The 15514-nt window shown below is 66.6% G+C and carries 18 protein-coding genes and 3 tRNA genes; 13 read left to right on the top strand and 8 right to left on the bottom strand.

The features are described 5' to 3' along the window. Nucleotides 1-18: 18 nt before the first annotated feature. Nucleotides 19-432, top strand: coding sequence for a type IV pilin protein (locus AC13GI_RS01710; RefSeq protein ID WP_482995319.1), 414 nt, complete (start codon nucleotides 19-21; stop codon nucleotides 430-432). Between the two features lie 50 nt (nucleotides 433-482). After that, nucleotides 483-559, top strand: a tRNA-Asn gene (locus AC13GI_RS01715). A gap of 62 nt (nucleotides 560-621) precedes the next feature. Here AC13GI_RS01715 and AC13GI_RS01720 read toward each other — a convergent pair. Beyond that, entirely contained in the window at nucleotides 622-1128 is a 507-nt protein-coding gene (locus AC13GI_RS01720; protein WP_482995320.1) for a GspH/FimT family protein, read from the bottom strand. 158 nt (nucleotides 1129-1286) lie between these two features. Between AC13GI_RS01720 and uvrB the strand changes: the two genes are divergently transcribed. From uvrB to AC13GI_RS01735, 3 genes are all read left to right on the top strand, one after another. Then, nucleotides 1287-3311: an excinuclease ABC subunit UvrB gene (gene uvrB, locus AC13GI_RS01725; RefSeq protein ID WP_099820041.1), complete on the top strand. Its 2025-nt coding sequence runs from the start codon at nucleotides 1287-1289 to the stop codon at nucleotides 3309-3311. Nucleotides 3312-3418: 107 nt separating this feature from the next. Then, nucleotides 3419-3493, top strand: a tRNA-Val gene (locus AC13GI_RS01730). 97 nt (nucleotides 3494-3590) lie between these two features. After that, nucleotides 3591-3665, top strand: a tRNA-Val gene (locus AC13GI_RS01735). 111 nt (nucleotides 3666-3776) lie between these two features. Here the strand turns inward: AC13GI_RS01735 and AC13GI_RS01740 are convergent. The 5 genes from AC13GI_RS01740 to AC13GI_RS01760 form a co-directional block, all read right to left on the bottom strand. Further along, complete coding sequence (locus AC13GI_RS01740) at nucleotides 3777-4109, bottom strand: hypothetical protein (RefSeq protein ID WP_100464564.1); 333 nt, start codon at nucleotides 4107-4109, stop codon at nucleotides 3777-3779. A 261-nt stretch (nucleotides 4110-4370) separates the two neighbouring features. Further along, nucleotides 4371-4565 (bottom strand): hypothetical protein, encoded by a 195-nt coding sequence (locus tag AC13GI_RS01745; protein ID WP_482995321.1) that lies wholly within the window; start codon nucleotides 4563-4565, stop codon nucleotides 4371-4373. Between the two features lie 31 nt (nucleotides 4566-4596). After that, a complete protein-coding gene (locus AC13GI_RS01750) occupies nucleotides 4597-4788 on the bottom strand; it encodes a hypothetical protein (protein WP_482995322.1) in 192 nt (63 codons plus the stop codon). A 65-nt stretch (nucleotides 4789-4853) separates the two neighbouring features. Next, nucleotides 4854-5048, bottom strand: coding sequence for a hypothetical protein (locus AC13GI_RS01755; protein ID WP_025875233.1), 195 nt, complete (start codon nucleotides 5046-5048; stop codon nucleotides 4854-4856). A gap of 11 nt (nucleotides 5049-5059) precedes the next feature. Continuing rightward, a complete protein-coding gene (locus AC13GI_RS01760) occupies nucleotides 5060-5572 on the bottom strand; it encodes a TlpA family protein disulfide reductase (RefSeq protein WP_482995323.1) in 513 nt (170 codons plus the stop codon). A gap of 164 nt (nucleotides 5573-5736) precedes the next feature. Here AC13GI_RS01760 and AC13GI_RS01765 point away from each other — a divergent pair, with 164 nt between their 5' ends. Beyond that, entirely contained in the window at nucleotides 5737-5877 is a 141-nt protein-coding gene (locus AC13GI_RS01765) for a hypothetical protein (RefSeq protein WP_165787265.1), read from the top strand. Between the two features lie 8 nt (nucleotides 5878-5885). On the opposite strand, the gene AC13GI_RS01770 is transcribed toward AC13GI_RS01765, so the two are convergent. Together AC13GI_RS01770 and AC13GI_RS01775 are read right to left on the bottom strand one after the other, a co-directional pair. Beyond that, a complete protein-coding gene (locus AC13GI_RS01770; RefSeq protein WP_089240061.1) occupies nucleotides 5886-6173 on the bottom strand; it encodes a hypothetical protein in 288 nt (95 codons plus the stop codon). A gap of 40 nt (nucleotides 6174-6213) precedes the next feature. Then, entirely contained in the window at nucleotides 6214-6981 is a 768-nt protein-coding gene (locus tag AC13GI_RS01775; protein ID WP_089240063.1) for a MipA/OmpV family protein, read from the bottom strand. A gap of 143 nt (nucleotides 6982-7124) precedes the next feature. Between AC13GI_RS01775 and AC13GI_RS01780 the strand changes: the two genes are divergently transcribed. From AC13GI_RS01780 to lpxK, 7 genes are all read left to right on the top strand, one after another. Beyond that, on the top strand, nucleotides 7125-7796 hold the full coding sequence (locus AC13GI_RS01780; protein ID WP_025875225.1) for a response regulator transcription factor: 672 nt from the start codon (nucleotides 7125-7127) through the stop codon (nucleotides 7794-7796). A gap of 1 nt (nucleotide 7797) precedes the next feature. Continuing rightward, on the top strand, nucleotides 7798-9141 hold the full coding sequence (locus AC13GI_RS01785) for a sensor histidine kinase (RefSeq protein ID WP_380654850.1): 1344 nt from the start codon (nucleotides 7798-7800) through the stop codon (nucleotides 9139-9141). Between the two features lie 70 nt (nucleotides 9142-9211). After that, nucleotides 9212-11623, top strand: coding sequence for a DNA internalization-related competence protein ComEC/Rec2 (locus tag AC13GI_RS01790; protein WP_482995324.1), 2412 nt, complete (start codon nucleotides 9212-9214; stop codon nucleotides 11621-11623). A gap of 3 nt (nucleotides 11624-11626) precedes the next feature. Further along, the gene (locus tag AC13GI_RS01795; protein ID WP_025875219.1) at nucleotides 11627-12289 is read left to right on the top strand and encodes a MotA/TolQ/ExbB proton channel family protein; all 663 of its coding nucleotides are present in this window, start codon (nucleotides 11627-11629) and stop codon (nucleotides 12287-12289) included. 3 nt (nucleotides 12290-12292) lie between these two features. Next, a complete protein-coding gene (locus tag AC13GI_RS01800) occupies nucleotides 12293-12715 on the top strand; it encodes an ExbD/TolR family protein (protein ID WP_025875217.1) in 423 nt (140 codons plus the stop codon). Then, nucleotides 12712-14460, top strand: coding sequence for a lipid A export permease/ATP-binding protein MsbA (msbA, locus tag AC13GI_RS01805; RefSeq protein ID WP_099820048.1), 1749 nt, complete (start codon nucleotides 12712-12714; stop codon nucleotides 14458-14460). The genes AC13GI_RS01800 and msbA overlap by 4 nt, the downstream gene beginning before the upstream one ends. Beyond that, the gene (gene lpxK, locus AC13GI_RS01810) at nucleotides 14460-15479 is read left to right on the top strand and encodes a tetraacyldisaccharide 4'-kinase (protein ID WP_482995325.1); all 1020 of its coding nucleotides are present in this window, start codon (nucleotides 14460-14462) and stop codon (nucleotides 15477-15479) included. The genes msbA and lpxK overlap by 1 nt, the downstream gene beginning before the upstream one ends. The last annotated feature ends 35 nt before the right edge of the window (nucleotides 15480-15514 follow it).

The following is a 15514-nucleotide window of genomic DNA, read 5'->3' on the forward strand; positions in this document are numbered from 1 at the left end:
GTTCCAGGACCTTGAAGAATGAAGATTTCCAGCATCCGCCGCACAGCCCTCGGATTCACCCTGATCGAGTTGATGATCACGGTCGCCGTGGTTGCAATCCTCGCCGCCGTCGCCATTCCGTCCTACAGCGAGCACGTCCGAAAATCCCGGCGCGCGCAGGCCAAGGCGGACCTGGTGGAGTTGGCACAGCAGCTGGAGCGCTTCCATACCGTGCAGAACACGTACAACGGGATGACGTTGCCGTTCACCCAGTCGCCTCGGGATGGCAAGTCGTACTACACACTGTCGCTGTCCGGTGCGGCGACGTCATCGTCGTTCACGCTGCAGGCAGTGCCGGGGACGGGTCAGGACAAGGACAAGTGCGGCACCCTGACGCTGGATCAGGCCGGTCGCAAAACGCCCACCGCAGCCAAGGTGGCGGGCTGCTGGTAAGGGGCGGGGTGTTGCAACCGTCGCAATGAGCGTCTAGAATGCGCCTCCCCGCCCGAATAGCTCAGCCGGTTAGAGCACTTGACTGTTAATCAGGGGGTCGTTGGTTCGAGTCCAACTTCGGGCGCCAGATTCGAGAAAGCCGCGAGAAATCGCGGCTTTTTTCGTTCTCCGATCCGGCAATGGCCGCGTTCAGCACGGTTTTTCAGATCGTGGCCGCTCGCTGCGCACGCGACCGCCCACGTTGATGATCACCCTGCTGTGCTCTCTGTCGTCCACGCAGAGCAGCAGCGACTGATTGGTGCCGGCATTGCGGCCATCCGGCAGGAACTGTACATGCGGTCGGTGCTGGCTGGATCGGATGCGCACAGGCACCGGTAGACGGTCACGCACGTGAATGACGGTGGTGGCAGTCGCCGCCGTCCACGGCGAGGGCTCTATCCGTACCAGCCAGCCCTGGCTCCAGGCGTTGCTGCAGTTCAGGCCGTCCGACGACCCGCAGACCGTCACTCTTCGGCGCTGGGTGATGGCTGCATTGCGTGCCAGTGCCAGGCTGCTGGTCAGTTCGGCGCGCAGTGATTCCGCTTGCAGGTGGAGGAGTGTGCGCTGCCAAGGTGCCCAGGTCAGGGCCAGGAGCACCGACAGCAGCATCAATGCGATCACCAGTTCCAGCAGGTGAAGGCCGCGTGCCAGTCGCATAGGGTGGGGGAGGTGCGTGGCCGCAGTCATGGCCACAGGTTGGCTTCAGGCCTTGACTGCCACCATCAGCCAGCCCCCCATCTTTGACGCAGGCTTCCCCTCAGCCGACCGTCACCGGACGCCCTCTATACTTACCTTCCCCGGGACCTGGCAACACCATGAGCGACAGTTTTCAGCTTGTCTCGCCGTATTCGCCGGCGGGCGACCAACCCGATGCCATCGCCAAGCTGACCAGCAATTTCGAGGCTGGCGTGGCAAAGCAGACCCTGCTGGGCGTGACCGGCTCGGGCAAGACCTACACCATCGCCAACGTCATCCAGCAGATCCAGAAACCGACGCTGATCATGGCGCCGAACAAGACCCTGGCCGCGCAGCTGTACGGCGAGTTCAAGGCGTTCTTCCCGCACAACGCGGTGGAGTACTTCGTCAGCTATTACGACTACTACCAGCCGGAAGCCTACGTGCCGTCGTCGGACACCTTCATCGAGAAGGACAGTTCGATCAACGAGCACATCGAGCAGATGCGGCTGGCGGCGACCAAGACCCTGCTGTCGCGGCCGGATGCGATCGTGGTGGCGACCGTGTCGGCCATCTATGGGCTGGGTGCGCCGGAAGACTATCTGTCGCTGCGCCTGATCCTGTCCAAGGGCGAGCGCATCGACCAGCGTGACCTGATCAATCACCTGACCCAGCTGCAGTACACCCGCAATGAGTACGAGCTGCAGCGCGGTACTTTCCGCGTGCGGGGTGAAGTGATCGATGTATTCCCGGCAGAATCGGACAGTGAGGCCCTGCGCATCGAACTGTTTGATGGCGAGGTGGAAAAGATCACGATGTTCGATCCGCTCACCGGCGAGACCATGCGCAACCTGATGCGCTTCACGGTCTACCCGAAGACCCACTATGCGACCACGCGCGAACGGGTGCTGGCGGCGGTGGAAACCATCAAGGTCGAGCTGAAGGAACGGTTGGAGCAGCTGTATGCGCAGAACAAGCTGGTCGAGGCGCAGCGCCTGGCCCAGCGTACCCAGTTCGACCTCGAAATGATGGCCGAGGTGGGCTTCTGCAATGGCATCGAGAACTACTCGCGGCACTTGACCGGCAAGAACGCGGGCGAGCCGCCACCGACCCTGTTCGATTACCTGCCGGCCGATGCGTTGCTGGTGATCGACGAATCGCACGTGACCATTCCGCAGATCGGCGCCATGTTCAAGGGCGACCGTTCGCGCAAGGAAACCCTGGTCGAGTTCGGCTTCCGGCTGCCGTCGGCGCTGGACAACCGTCCGCTGCGTTTCGAGGAATGGGAGGCGCGCTGCCCGCGCAGCATCTATGTGTCGGCGACGCCGGGCCCTTACGAATTCCGTGAGGCCGGTGAGGACATGGCCGAGCTGGTGGTTCGCCCGACCGGCCTGATCGATCCGGTGGTGGAGATCCGTCCGGTCGGCACCCAGGTCGATGACCTGATGAGCGAGGCCAACGAGCGCATCAAGGCCGGTGATCGCGTGCTGGTCACCACCCTGACCAAGCGCATGGCCGAGAACCTCACCGAGTATCTGACCGAGCACGGCATCCGCGTGCGCTACCTGCACTCGGACATCGATACCGTCGAGCGCGTGGAGATCATCCGCGACCTGCGCCTGGGCAAGTTCGATGTGCTGGTCGGCATCAACCTGCTGCGCGAGGGGTTGGACATGCCCGAGGTCTCGCTGGTGGCGATCCTGGATGCGGACAAGGAGGGTTTCCTGCGCTCGACCGGTTCGTTGATCCAGACCATCGGCCGTGCAGCCCGCAACGTGCGCGGCAAGGCGATCCTGTATGCGGACAGGATCACCCGTTCGATGCAGGCAGCGATTGACGAGACCGACCGTCGTCGCAGCAAGCAGGTCGAGTACAACCAGGAGCACGGCATCATTCCGCGCTCGGTCCTGCGGCCGATCGTCGACGTGCTGGAGGGCGCGCGCTCGGACGCCGCCGAGAAGGAGTCCCGCAAGGGCAAGGGCAAAGGCCGTTCCGGGGTGGCAGAGGAGGCGGCCGACTACCGTTCGCTCAGTCCGGCGCAGTTGGCCGCCCGTCTCAAGGCCCTGGAGCAGCGGATGTACCAGCATGCCAAGGACCTGGAATTCGAGGATGCCGCCCGGGTACGCGACCAGATCCGGCAGCTGAAGGAAGCCAGCCTGGGCTGAACGCGATAACGCGGCTTTTCTTCACAAAAGTATTGCGCTTGCCGGCCGTCGTCCGTAATATACGCGGCCTGCACCGACGCAATCGCGGCGCTGCAGAAGCAACAAACGGGCGGTTAGCTCAGCGGTAGAGCACTACCTTGACATGGTAGGGGTCACAGGTTCGAACCCTGTACCGCCCACCACGAAGTCCCCCAGGGGGCTGTCGTGAGGATGAAAAGCCCGGCCCTGGCGCCGGGTTTTTACGTAGAAGCACCAGCCTGCGGGCTGTACGGAATTTTTGGGCGGTTAGCTCAGCGGTAGAGCACTACCTTGACATGGTAGGGGTCACAGGTTCGAACCCTGTACCGCCCACCACCGGTTCCCGGCATCGCCGGAGCAGCGGTGGACACGATGAAGCCGGCCTAGGGCCGGTTTTTTTGTGCCTGCGATTCGCGCTCGTCTGCGCCTGGCCGGTTGCTGTCATCGTCAACCGCGTTGCTCGACACTGGCGCTGCGCTGCAGCTGCCAATGACCATCCACGCGTTGCCACAGCTGCATGAGGCCCCGGGAGTGCGCTTGCCCGCGCTGTCCCGCAGGCGCTTCAGCGTGCACGCGACCATGAGCCACCTGCAGTACGCGGTCTGCACTCAAGCGCAGGATCTGCACGCTCTGGCGCTCCGCCTGCCCGTGCGTGGCCGGCTCGCGAGCGGCGCGTTGGGCATCGGCCTGCAGGATCTGCATTTGCAGCGAGTCGCTTCCGGTGCCGGCGTCGCGGTTGCATAGACCGGCCATCAACAGCAGCAAGGCAAGCATCGGCATGGCACGGTGCTCCGGAGAAGGGAGTCCAGCGTTGCACTGTGGCCTGCGGTGTGAAACCGGTATCCGACGAAGGCGGGAAAAGTGCGTGCCAACGAGAGCCAGCAAGGATGAATCCGGGCTGGGTCGGGGCAGCTGCAGGTCATTGCCATGAAAAAGGCCGGGCCACCTGTGAAGGCAGTCCGGCCTGTGTGCCCGGAAGTGACCCCGTTGGCCGGGAAGCCTGGGCTCAGGTCACGACATGGCTGGAACCTTCAAGCAGGCTCAGAGCGGATCGCAGCACAGGCGAGGGCCGGACCAATCGCCTGAACCGCCATACGGGCAACCCGGGGTGAACTCGCAACCCGGGGCGAATCCGGCCTTGGCCGGCGTGGCGAACGCCTGCGCGGCGCCGAACGACATGGCGGCAACCACGACGATGCCGGCAATGGACGAGAACAGCTTCTTCTTTCCGATCATCTGTATCTCCTTTGCAGAGCGTCGAGGTGGATCACATGGGATCGCAGCAGACCAGCAGGCCGTGGGAGCCGGCGTTGCCGTATGGGCAGCTGGGATGTTCCTTGCAGCCCGGTGCGAATCCGGCCTTGGCCGGCGTGGCGAACGCCTGCGCGGCGCCGAACGACATGGCGGCAACCACGACGATGCCGGCAATGGACGAGAACAGCTTCTTCTTTCCGATCATGTGTATCTCCTTGCAGTGGCGATGGAACATGAGGTCACCGCTTGCGGGGCGGTGTCGAAGCGGAATCAGTTGGCGACGCAGCAGATGCGTGTGCCGCCGGCGCGGCCATTGCCGCCGAACATGCACCCGGGGGTATCCACGCAACCCGGTGCAAAGCCGGTCTTCACCGGCGTGGCGAAGGCCTGTGCGGCCCCGAATGACATTGCAGCAACGATGACGATACCGGCGACGGACGAGAACAGCGTTTTCTTCCCGATCATGTGTATCTCCTTCAGTTGGTGTGGCTTCCCGGATTCATTGCGTTGGCGACGGCCTGTACCGTCTCTGTGTCTAGCTGGCCGACATGCTTGTAGGCGACGCTGCCATCTGCGGCGAGCACCATCAGCATCGGTGTCAGCGTGGCGCGGTAGCGCTTGGAGACCTCGCCCTGATCGTCAACAGCGATCGGAAACGCCAGCGCGTGTTTGCCGGCGTACGCAGCAAGCTGATCGTAGGGTGGCAAGCCGACACCGATCAGTTCGGCGCTGCCACGCGCCGCCGCGATCTGCTGCAGTTGCGGCACCGAAGCCAGGCAGTAGCGGCAGGCGGTAGAGAAGAAGTAGAGGATCTGCGGAACGGCGCGGGCGCCACCGATATCGACATGGGCCTGCTGCGTCGTCCGCAGCGTCAACAGTTCAGGCCGGGTGCCGATTGCCAGACCATGTGCATCCAGCTGGGTCTGCTGCAGCTGCGCCGCCATCTGTTCGTTGACCTGCCGCAACTGGCGGTTCTGCCAGGAGAGCATGATGACCAGTGCGGCCAGCAGCAGAGCGAATACGGGAAACAGTGCACGCTTGAGCATCGATCATCCTTGAACGCCGCGTTGCATCGACCATACCGGAAACCGCAACAGGATTGTCAAGCTTTTGTATCATCGGTGACGCAGTTCCCAAACCACAGGACGCCACCATGAGTGACCATGCTCCCGTTTCCCGGCCGAACCCGATCGTCGAGCTGCTGTTCGGCGGCAACATGCTGGAAGGCACCTTCAAGGCCGTGATCTGGGTCGCACTGCTGTCTGCAGTCCTGGCCTGGACAACCTTCCGCTGACGGAATGCTCAGGCAGCAGTGAAGGCCTGCCGCAGGCTGCGCAGCGTTGCCTGCCGATACTGAGCCGCACACGGCTCGCCCATCTCCAGTTCCTGCAGTCGCAGGCCGACCAGTGTCATCGACAGCGCATAGCCGCGCGCCGCATCTGCAGCGCGCGACAGGCCAAGTGCACGTCGGGTCAGTGCGTCCACATGATCCATGTCCGGCAGCAGGCCCAGGTAGGCGCGCTCGGCGCTGTCCAGATCCGGCGCGCGCAGGATCGCGTTGGCATCGGCGGTGGGGGTGACGGCGGCCATGCTGGATCCTTGCTTGTTGGTGGATTGGAAGCGGGTTCGGTCAGAACGCGCGCATCAGCGAGATGAAAGCGGATGTCTGGCTGCTGCGTCGTGCCATCGGGCTGTCCTCGACGGCATCACCGAACCACTGGTTGGCGACCACGCCGGTCGCGCGCCATTTCGTACCCAGTGGCGTGCTGACCGCGATCTGCAGGCTCGGCGAGGTGGCACTGCCGGGTTTGTAGGCTGCCAGCCCGGAGCGCAGGGCCTCCTCGTCGCTGATGCCGTAGTAGTAGTCGAGCAGGCGCGCGCTGGAATGCACCACGCCCACGCGCGGCACCCAGGTGAAGCGACCGGCCTGGATCGGATAGCTGTAGTGCAGGCTTGATTCAACACCGCCGCCATGCCCGCTCACTTCGCGCTTCACGCTGGCCGCCACCGCGCCCCAGTCCGCACTGTAGTCGGCGTTGATCCCGACCATCGCCGACATCTGCCGGCTGTGCAGGCGGCGCAGCTGTGGATCGTTCACGTCGTCGGTCTTGAAGCGCAACGTGTAGGGCGTAGCCACGGCCGACACGCGCAGGCCATCGGCCTTGTAGAGGTTCATGCCGAGCGAGCCAGGGCTGGCGAAGAAGCGCTTGCCCTGCCAGGACAGCGCCGGCAGCACCAGCGGCTTGTCGTCATAGTGCGCGTAGGCGCCGGTGGTCGCGCCGAAGGTGATGCCGGCCTGTACGCCCGGGGCCTGTTCCTGCGCGTTTGCCAGCAGCGGCGTGGAGAGAGCGACGGTGCACAGCAGGGGGCGCAGCAGGGCGGGGGGCAGCGAGGTCATCAACGTACTACTTTGCGGGGATGGCGGTGCATGCTGCGCGCACAACATTGTCGGAACATTGCGCGGGCGCAATCTGCTGCATCGGCGCCACTTGCACGCCGAAGGCACTATGATCGGCTCCGTTTTCGGTTGCCGAGCCCCCGATGCGCATTCTCCTGGTCGAAGATGATCCCGATCTCTCGCGAGCCCTGCAGTCCGGGCTTGAGCGCCAGGGTGTGGTCGCCGACGTGGTTGGCAGCCTGGCCGAGGCGGCGCTCGCCCTGCGTGAGCCGGTGCACCAGCTGATGCTGCTTGATCGGCAGCTGCCGGACGGTGATGGCGTGGGTTTCGTGGCGACCGCCCGTGCCCTGCGGCCGAATTTGGCGGTGATCATGCTCACCGCCAAGGGGGGGCTGTCAGACAAGGTGGAGGGGCTGGATGTCGGTGCCGATGACTACCTGGTCAAGCCGGTAGCGATCGAAGAGTTGATGGCGCGGATCCGCGCCGTATCGCGTCGACCGTCGGCCATGGTGACCCCCCGGTTGCGGCTGGGCCGGCTGGAGTTTGATTTCGAATCGCTGCAGGCGCAGGTGGATGGACAGCCGGTGGCACTGCCACGGCGGCAGGTACTGGTGCTGCAGGCGCTGGCGATGCGGCAGGGTCGTACGGTCACCCGCAGTGCGCTGGAAGCGGCGGTGTACGGGTTCGATGATGAGATCCAGTCCAATGCGCTCGACGCGCATATCTCCAAGCTGCGCAAGGCGCTGCAGCAGGCCGGGGCAGGCGTGGAGATCCACGTGATCCGTGGCGTCGGCTACCTGCTGGCGGAGGCCTGAGATGGCACGACCGATCCGTTCGATCACGCTGGGTCTGGCATGGCGGTTGTTCCTGGCGCAGGCTTTCACGGTGTTGTTCGCCGTGGTTGCGTTGATCCTGACGTGGGGCGACAAGGACACCTGGGGCATGGACATGTTCATGGCCGAGAGCGCAGCCAACGCCGTGCACAGCGAAGGCGGCCGGCTGGTGCTGGATGAAGCGCGCTGGCAGAAGCTCGATGCGCGTGCCGGTGGCAACCTGTGGTTCGCGGCAGTCGACGATCGCGGCGCATGGCTGCAGCGCGGCACGCTGCCTGCCATCCACGCGCCGCTGCTGGCCCGCCTGCCGACACTGGGTGCCACCGAGCTGGGGTCGCTGGTACCGCCGTACCTGGACGTGGCGCGGGTGATGATCCGCAACGAGGACGGCCGCCGCATCACGGTAATGGTGGGCGGGGCGCCGAAGGGCGGCCTGCTGGATGGCGCGTTGATGGTGCTGCGGTTGATCGGCCTGTGGTTCTTCCTGCCGTTGATCGTGGTCACGCTGCTGGTGATGCCGACGGTGATCCATCGGGCCATGCGTGGCGTGCGCCGGTCGGCGCAGCAGGCCAAGGAGCTGGATATCGGCCAGCCCGGTGCGCGCCTGGACGCGCAGCTGGTGTCGACCGAGGTGGCGCCTCTGGTCGAAGCGTTCAACGATGCGATCGACAAGGTGCAGCAGGGCTACGCAGCACGCGACAAGTTCCTGGCCGATGCCGCGCATGAACTGCGGGTGCCGATTGCGGTGGTGCAGGCGCGCTTGTCGCAGTTGCCGCAGGGGGAGTTGAAATCGCAGTTGCTGACCGATGTCGCCCGCCTCGGCAACGTCGCCGAGCACCTGCTCGACCTGCAGCGCCTGGACCGCAACATCGCCGCGTTGCAGCGGCTGGACCTGGCGCATGTCGTGCGCGAAGCGGCCGCCGACCTCGCGCCGCTGGTCGTTGGCGCCGGCTATGGCTTCGAAGTGGATGCGCCGGAGACGCCGGTCTGGATCCATGGTGATGGCCTGGCACTGGGCCGGGTGATCGCCAACCTGGTGCACAACGCCATTGTCCACGGCGGCGGGCGCGGCACCATCTGCGTGCGTCTGGACCGGCAGGGCCTGCTGGAAGTCAGCGACCAGGGCGCCGGTGTGCCGGTCGGTGATCGTGAGGCGATCTTCGAGCCGTTCCACCGCCTGCGTGCCGCTGGCAGCGGCAGCGGCCTGGGCCTGCATCTGGTCAAGGAGATCGTGCAGCACCACGGTGGCACGGTCAGCGTGGGCGAGGCGGTCGGCGGCGGCGCCAGTTTCCGGGTCAACTTCCACCGCGGCAACGTGCGTCGTTAGTGGGGCGCTGACAGCACCGCACGGCGTTGCCTGATGGTTGCGTGAGGCCGTACCACGGCACGCTGTGTCGATGGCTGCCGATCGGACCGTGTCGCCGTTGCTGGGCCCCGCGTGCGCAGCCGGCGTGGTCACCGGCGCGTTGGCCTGCGTGCTGTTGCCTGTGTTGCCACCGCTATGGGCGTCTGTTCCGGCAGCCGCGTTCGCGGCGTTGGGCTGGGTATTGCGCTGGCGCGGGCGCGCGGCGGCTGCGTTGCTGTTCGGCCTGGCCTGGACGTCCTGCCATGGATACTGGGCACTGCAGGCGCAGCTGCCGGCCGGTGCTGCCGCGCAGGATGTGATCGTCCGGGGTCAGGTCGTCGATCTGCCAAAGCAAGCGCTTGGATACACCCGGTTCGAGTTCCGGGTCGATGCGTCCGATGCGACCCCGATGCTGCGCGGAAAGCGGCTGCAGGTGTTCTGGCACGCGCCCCGGCGCGGGCCGGTCGACGCCGGGACAGATCAGAGACATCGCCTGCACGCTGGCGCGGACTGGCAGTTGTCGCTGCGCGTGCGGCCGCCACGCTCGCGCATCAACCCGGGCGGCTTCGATGGCGAGCGGCACGCGCTGCTGCACGGATTGGCCGCGAGTGGCAACGTGCGTGACGCCGGCGCTACGCGGCAGCTGCGCCCCGCACATGGCCTGCCGGCCTGGCGCGAGCGCACCAGTGCGGCCATCGCCACGCAGATCGCACACCCCTCGGCGCGGTTCATCCAGGCCCTGGCGCTGGGCGATACGCGTGGCCTGTCCGATATCGACTGGGCGCAGCTGCGCGCGCTGGGCCTGACCCACCTGATCGCCATCTCCGGCTTCCATGTCGGTCTGGTGGCGGGCTTCGCCGCCTTGCTGTGTTCTGTTCTCTGGCGGTCCTGGCCAGGACTTGCCGGGTTCTGGCCACGACCGCAGGCGGCGGCCTGTGCCGCTGCGGTGGCGGCGGCCGGCTATGCCGTTGTTGCAGGCAGCGAGCTGCCGACCGTGCGCACCGCGTTGATGATCGCGGTGGTGGCGTTGGCGCGCGTCGTCCGCCGTCCGGTGACGGTCGCACAGGGCCTGGCGCTGGCCGCGTTGGCGATGCTGCTGCCGGCACCGCTGTCGGTGCTGTCTGCGGGCTTCTGGCTCAGTTTCGGCGGCGTCCTGTGGTTGTTGTGGTGCCTGCCGCAGGGGCGGCCGAAGGGGCTTGCTGCAATGCTGCGCGGCGCTCTGGCAGGACAGGGGGTGGCCAGCGTCGCTCTGCTGCCGCTGGCAGTGGCGCTGTTTGGCGGCACCGCACGGCTGGGGCCGCTGGTGAACCTGCCGGTCATTCCGCTGTGGAGCCTGCTGGTAGTGCCTTTGGCCCTGCTGGGAACCGCTCTGGAGGCCCTGCGCAGCGGGGCAGGGCAGTGGCCCTGGCGCGCGGCAGCCTGGGTGTTCGATGCCAGTTGGCAGCTGATGCGGCCGTTGGCCGAGCACCCGCAGGCAATGTGGTGGCTGGCGCAGGGGCCTGCCTGGGCGTTGCCGGCGGCCTTGCTGGGGGTGTTCTGGTGGCTGTTGCCACGCGGTGCGGGTGCGGTGCTTGCCGGGTCATTGCTGTGCCTGCCCCTGCTGTGGCCGGCACGGTCGGCGCCACAACGGGGCGAGCTGGAACTGGTGGTGCACGATGTCGGCCAGGGCACGGCGGTGCTGTTGCGGACCGCCCACCACGCACTCTGGTACGACGTCGGTCCGCCCGCAGGCAGCGAGGGCGAGGAGCGGATGCTGCTGCCGACGTTGCGCGCGTTGGGGCAGGCACCTCCGGCGCGGGTGATGATCAGTCACGACCACCTTGACCACAGCGGCAACCTTGCTGCGCTGCGCCGGCAACTGCCGGGGTTGGAGATACTGGCGCCACGGGGCAGTGCGATTGCCACTGCCGGCACCTGCCAACAGGGACTGCGCTGGCAATGGGACGGGGTCGATTTCCAGGTGCTGCACCCACCTGACGCTGTCCCGGCCGCTGGCATGAAGGGCGCCGACAACGAGGCCAGTTGCGTGCTGCGGGTTGCCGGCGCCCATGGGGTGGTGCTGCTGCCCGGCGACATCGGTCGGCCAGGCGAGCAGGCGCTGCTGGCGGGCGCTGCCGGCGCGCTGCGTGCGGACGTGGTGCTGGTGCCCCATCACGGCAGCGGGGGCAGCTCCACTGCGGGCTGGGTGAAGGCGGTGGCGCCGCAGCTGGCGCTGGTCTCGGCCGGGCACCAGAACCGCTTTGGCCACCCGAAGCGTGACGTGGTGCAGCGCTGGCAGGCGGCCGGCGCCGAAGTACTGTCCACCGCCGAGTCCGGCGCGATCCGCGTATGGCTTGGCGCACAAGGCCTGCAGCTGCGTGAACAGCGTATCCACGCAGCCCGGTGGTGGGATGCCGCTGGGCGGGCACGGTCGGCTGCTATCCTATCGCCGATCGAACAAGCGGCCGTTGGGCCGGAGGGTTGAAACGTGTGGGAACTGGTCAAGGCCGGTGGCTGGCCGATGGTGCCGCTGCTGCTGTTGGGCGTACTGGCTTTGGCAATCGTCCTGGAGCGTTTCTGGTCCCTGCGGCGTAACGAGGTGCTGCCACCTGGCCTGGGCCAGGAAGTGCGCAACTGGGCCGCGCGCGGCAAGCTTGACCCGGCGCACCTGCAGACCCTGCGTGCCAACTCACCGCTGGGCGCCCTGCTGGCCGCCGCACTGGAAGCGCGCAACCGCCCGCGCGACCAGATCCGCGAGCGCATCGAAGACACCGGTCGCCACCTGGTGCACCGCATGGAGCGTTTCCTCAACGCGCTGGGCACCATCGCCTCGGCCGGCCCGCTGCTGGGCCTGCTCGGCACCGTGGTCGGCATGATCCAGATGTTCCTGGGCATCCTCGACCACGGCGTGGGGGATGTGAACCAGCTTGCCGGCGGTATCGGCAAGGCGCTGGTGTGCACCGCCACCGGCATGATCGTGGCGATCCCGGCGCTGATGTTCCACCGCTTCTTCAAGGGCCGCATCCACGGCTACGTGGTGGAGATGGAGCAGGAAGCCAGCGCATTGCTGGATACGCTGGATGGTCGCCCCGGGGTGATGACCCCGGCTCCCGCCGCGCGCGCGTCCTCCGCCGCCACGGCAAAGGCCTGATCGATGCGTATCGGCAACGACCGGTCCCAGGATGAACCGCATATCGACCTGGTGCCGCTGATCGACGTCATCCTGGTGCTGATCATCTTCTTCGTGGTCACCACCACCTTCGATGCGCGTTCGACCCTGCAGGTGCAGCTGCCGACCGCCAGCCAGCAGCAGACCAACGAGCCGCCGCGATCGCTCAGCGTGTTGATCAACGCGGACGGCCGCTATTTCGTCAACGATCAGGAAGTGCTGCGCAGCGACGTCGAATCGGTCAAGCAGACGATCGCCGCCGTCGCCGGCAGCGACCGTGAACAGACCGTGCTGCTGCGTGCCGACGCACGCACTCCCTACCAGGCCGTGGTCACCGCGCAGGATGCGCTGGGCCAGCTCGGCTTCCGTCGTATCGCCATTGCAACAGCGCCAGAGGTGCGTCCATGAGTTCCCATCACGCGCCAGTGTGGCCGATCTACAAACGTCTGCTGGGCTATACCCGCACCTACTGGGTGTTCATGATCGGCGCGGTCATCGCGATGGTGGTCGAAGCCCTGGCCGGCTATCACTTCACCAAGCTGATGGAGCCGCTGGTCAACCGCGGCTTCGTCAACCCTGAGCCGCGCATGGCGGTGATCCTGCCGCTGACCATCCTCGGCCTGTTCCTGATGCGCAGCGTGGCCACCTGGGTCAGCGACTACACGCTGGCCAAGACCGGCCGCAGCGTGGTCCGCGACCTGCGCGAACAGGTGCTGCAGAAGTACCTGCACCTGCCGTCCTCGCACTTCGACGCCGAAGCGACGCCGGTGATGGTCAGCCGCCTGAACTTCGATACCGAACAGGTCACCCAGGCCAGCGCCGATGCGCTCAAGACCGTGGTGGCCGACACCCTGACCATCATCGCCATGCTGGCGGTGATGCTGCAGATGAGCGTCAAAGTGACCTTGGCGATGCTGGTGGTGGTGCCGCTGATCGGCGTGATCGTCTCCTACGTGGGCAAGCGCTACCGGCGCATCAGCCGCGGCATCCAGGACGGCATGGGCACCATGGCGCAGACCGCCGAGCAGTCGCTGGCCGCGCAGCAGGAAGTGAAGGTGCACGGCACCCAGCAGCACGAGATCTCGCGCTACTCGCGCCTGGCCAACCGCATGCTGGCGCTGAACATGAAGGTGGAAGTGACCCGCGCGGCGGCCTCCAGCGTGGTCCAGTTCCTGGCGGCGCTGGCGCTGGCGGTGATCGTATGGGTGTCCACCCGCGAAGCGCTGGCCGGCAAGCTCAATGCGGGCCAGTTCATGGGCCTGATGACCTCGATGATGGCCATCATTCCGTCGCTGCGCCGGCTGACCAGCGTGCAGACCTCGATCTCGCGCGGCGTGGCCGCTGCCGAGCGCCTGTTCGGCATCATCGACATGCCGGTCGAGCGCGACGAGGGCAAGCACACGGTGCAGCGCGTACGCGGCGAACTGGCCTTCGAGCACGTCATGCTGCGTTACCGCGAAGACAGTGGCATCGCCCTGGACGACATCAGCTTCGTTGCCAGGCCGGGTACGGTCACCGCCATCGTCGGTCGTTCCGGCAGCGGCAAGACCAGCCTGATCCGGCTGGTGCCGCGCTTCTACGAACCCAACGGCGGCCGCATCCTGCTCGACGGCGTTGCCCTGGATGACTACCCGTTGGCCGATCTGCGCAGGCAGGTGGCCATCGTCGGCCAGAAGGTGATGCTGTTCGACGACACCATCGCGGCCAACATCGCCTACGGCATGGATGCAACCGACGAGCAGATCCGCGCGGCGGCCGAAGCGGCCAATGCCTGGGAGTTCATCGCACGCATGCCGCAGCAGCTGCAGACGCCGGTGGGGGAGAATGGCGCGCTGCTGTCCGGCGGGCAGCGCCAGCGCCTGGCGATCGCCCGCGCGATCCTGCGCGACGCGCCGATCCTGATCCTGGACGAGGCCACCGCGGCGCTGGACAACGAATCCGAGCGCCTGGTGCAGGACGCCCTGCAGCGCCTGATGCCCGAACGCACCACGCTGGTGATCGCGCACCGCCTGTCGACCATCGAGCATGCCGACCAGGTGCTGGTGATGGACCATGGCCGCATCGTTGAGCGAGGCACCCACCAGGAACTGCTGTCGATGGGTGGCCTGTACCAGCACCTGCACAACATGCAGTTCCGCGAAAGGCAGGACTGATGGCGGGCAAAGGTACCCAGACCCCGCCGTACTGGTATGACGGCAGCCCGGTGCCGTGGCCGATGCGATTGCTGGCACCGCTGTACGCGGGCGTCACCGCGCTGCGCCGGCGCCTGTACCGCCGTGGCTGGTGCAAGCGCCATGCGCTGGCGGTGCCGGTCATCGTGGTCGGCAACATCACCGCTGGCGGCACCGGCAAGACGCCGCTGACCATCGCTCTGGTCGAGCGCCTGCGCGCCGCGGGCTGGAAGCCCGGCGTCGCCAGCCGCGGCTACGGCCGGGAGCAAGCGGACAAGGCACGTTGGGTGGAAGCCGATACGCCGACCGCCCTCGGTGGCGACGAGCCGGTGCTGATCGCCTGGAAAACCGGCGTGCCGGTGCGCGTGGACAGTGATCGCGTGGCGGCGGGCAAGGCGTTGATCGCCGCCGGCTGCGACGTGATCGTCTGCGATGACGGCCTGCAGCACTACCGGCTGGCGCGCGACATCGAGATCGAGGTGGTCGATGCCCAGCGTCGCTATGGCAATGGCCTGATGATCCCCGCCGGCCCGCTGCGCGAGCCAGTCAGCCGCGCCGCCGAATGCGATTTCCGTGTGGTCAACCTGGGCCAGGCGGATGCAGCGACGGCTGCCCAGGCCTGCGGCTTCGGCCAATGGCCGATGGCCCTGCACATCGACAGTGCACAACCACTGGCCGGTGGACGGGCGCGTCCGCTCTCGTACTTCGCGGGCCAACGCGTGCATGCCGTGGCCGGCATCGCCCATCCGCAACGCTTCTTCGACATGCTGCGCGCGCGTGCGATCGGCGTGGTGCCGCACGCCTTCGCCGACCATCACGCCTACCAGCCGCAGGATCTGTCCTTTGGCAGCCAGTTGCCGGTGCTGATGACCGAAAAGGATGCCGTGAAGTGCCGTGCGTTCGCCAACGACTGGCAGTACGCCGTGCCGCTGCGTGCCGAACTGCCCGCTGCATTCTGGATCGCGCTGACCGATCGCCTGGACAAGCTGCGACCGAACTGAGGGGCCGTGCGGCGCTTGCAAATGCACGCCGCCGG

It is taken from the genome of Stenotrophomonas sp. 82F1, from assembly GCF_056861525.1.